Here is a 2,473-nt window from a genome sequence, read left to right on the forward strand (position 1 = left end):
TCTAAGTCCCCGAAACACGTCCGGTACATGTCTGCGACTGGAATAGTTCTGTTATTAGTCCCATTCTCCGATGGTAGCGGTGGGTACGCCGGGAACTTGGCAAGTTGAAGCAAAGCGTCTTGGAGTTCCGCAAGTGAACCGGGAAGTTCTGGTATCGAGTAATTGGTTCCGGGAACGCAAGGCCGAACGAACTCTCTTGTCGTCTTCACGCTCGCCCTTTTTTGAAGGAGTTCATGCGTATCCTCTCTAAAGGGCCTGACGTTGATAACTTGGTAATGCGTTACTGTCTCGGCGTCCCCGAACACTTTGCGATAGTCTCTAATACTGAATGGCAGACGATTTTGATGCTGTGGTCCATAGCCAGCAAACAGCGTAGACACGTCGCCAAATCCGATGCACGCGTCAAGGAGAATAAAATATTGAATACGTGGATCCCTGCGGTCTTCAGGATCGATATCGGTTCCAGGCATCTGGAAAACAAGCTCTAACACTTTTTTTGCGTTGCGGAACGATTCGTAGTATTCTGAGAGGTAGTTTGGATAGACTGTACCACCACCGGGCACCGTATATTCCTCTGGGTCTGGTACTGGAAGTTCTCCTGGAGTGAGAATTTCCTGTTGATTTTCCCCATCCGGAGATGTTGCTCCTGTTGAATTATTTTGGGGTTCAGGAGTAGAGTTAAGTTTTGAGTCCTCGGACTGCCCGGTGTCTCTATCTGTTCGCTTTCTGGTGTCTGGTAGATACTTGTTTTCCGTCCTCTGTGTGGGGAGGTCTTTCGAGGAGCCGAGGAGTTGCCTTGCCACCTGCTCGTTATCCGATTCTAAGGATGAGAAGTTACCTGCTTGCGCGGCTTCTTGGAGACGCTGTATCTGTTCTGTAGACAGGTCGGTTCTATTGGACAGATCTTGCGGTGTAACGGTGCGTAATTCTTCAATTGATGTTATGCCCGCCTCCACGAGAGATGATCCGTTACTAGGCCCAACCCCGTAAACTGCGAAAAGCCCGTCTCCTTGCAGCATCTCCTTCAGATAACGGCGTACGTATCCGATTGCTTCCTCGTGAGAATAATCTGCGTCAACCAAACGGTTCACAGCGTCCTCAATATCTTCAGCATCGAGTGTCGTAGCTTTTGCGAGCGAATTGATATCCCATTCGTTTGATGAGATTGTAGCATTTTGAGGTATAGAACCCGTTGGGTGCGAGAGGGAAGACACAGAAGGCGCACTTTTGATTCCAGCTAACAGTCGATATATGGGTGTTAGTTTGAAAAGCGTCTCAGTAGCGACTTGAAGGACATTGATATCGGATAGGTCCATGAGTTCCAAGTCACGTGTCACCGCGAGGCCCTCTCCAATATCCTCGCTGAGATCTTCTATTTGGTTCTTGTCCGGTGCATCCAAAGTGTGGTTTTTCGTTAACAGGACGTACTCATCCCTCTCTGCCAAGAACTGCGCTATGAAGGAACTGTGCGTCTGAAGCGATTCTGTGACGTTATCAACTACCTTTTCATTAGCCCAAGGACCCAGCAAGATGCCCCAGATCACATCTTGATTTAGAAACCCGGTTGCGGACCCTGTATCAACCCCAAATTCTAACTGCAAGCCATTAGAGGCGCGTGGTAAGTTTGTGTAGTATTCATCAACCAATCCAAGCCAAACATATGTTGATTCATTAGGCGTATTTGGGCCGATATACGGAGTTTGAAAATCCTCTTCCCAAATATACCGTTGGCCCCATTCAGTATCTTGAAGTACTGTTACGAGTTCCTCACGTAAATTCTCGAATGTTTCAACAACGGGCTCACTATTTGATTCCTCATTAGCAGAAACATCTAACTTTGCGAGATCAGATTCCGAGAATTGCGGTAGGTTAGCCATTTGGGGTATTACCTCAGTTTCGAATATTCCCTGAAGTGACTGACAATCATACTTACTAATAAGTTTACTCTTCGAGGGTACCATTTTGTGAATTATGCGGATCGAGGGCAAGCCCCCACACGGGAACGAAGCCGAGAGAGTGACTGTTACCCTACATTTTTCAAAGCGGTAGTCGTTGATGATGTATGGATTCGGATCGAGCGCGTGGTGCGTTACTTGGATTAGCGTGCGGAGATGCGCTTGGCCGGCCGATCGAGTTCGCGTCTGCATCGAAGATCAGTGCTGAACACGGGCGGCTTGATGAGATGATCGGGTACGGGACGTGGCATCAGCCTGCTGGGACGATTACTGACGATACAGAGCAGGCGTTGTGTATCGCGCGGAGTCTTGTTGAACGGCAAGCGTTCGATCCGGTTGATGTTGCTGAGCGGTTCGTTGCGTGGTATAACAGCGGGCCGTTCGACATCGGCGGGATGACACGGCGGGCGCTCAGTCGTCTAGATAACGGTGCTGCTTGGGATGAGGCAGGCCAGTACGTCTGGGAGAACAGTCCCGAAGGGCAGAATGCTGGGAATGGGAGTGTGATGCGGTGTGCG

The 2,473-nt window shown here is 49.5% G+C and carries 1 protein-coding gene and 1 pseudogene; one reads left to right on the forward strand and one right to left on the reverse strand.

Annotation, left to right across the window (positions count from 1 at the left end; all coding sequences use genetic code 11):
• Positions 1-1,961 (reverse strand): annotated as a pseudogene (locus E5K03_RS12220) (helix-hairpin-helix domain-containing protein); the annotation flags it as partial.
• 101 nt (positions 1,962-2,062) lie between these two features.
• On the opposite strand from E5K03_RS12220, the gene E5K03_RS12225 reads away from it, so the two are divergent.
• Positions 2,063-2,473: ADP-ribosylglycohydrolase family protein (locus tag E5K03_RS12225; protein ID WP_171006688.1), on the forward strand; the 411-nt coding region annotated here is incomplete at its 3' end.

Origin of the sequence: Halalkalirubrum salinum (assembly GCF_005543295.1) — an archaeon.
Lineage (GTDB): Archaea > Halobacteriota > Halobacteria > Halobacteriales > Haloferacaceae > Halalkalirubrum > Halalkalirubrum salinum.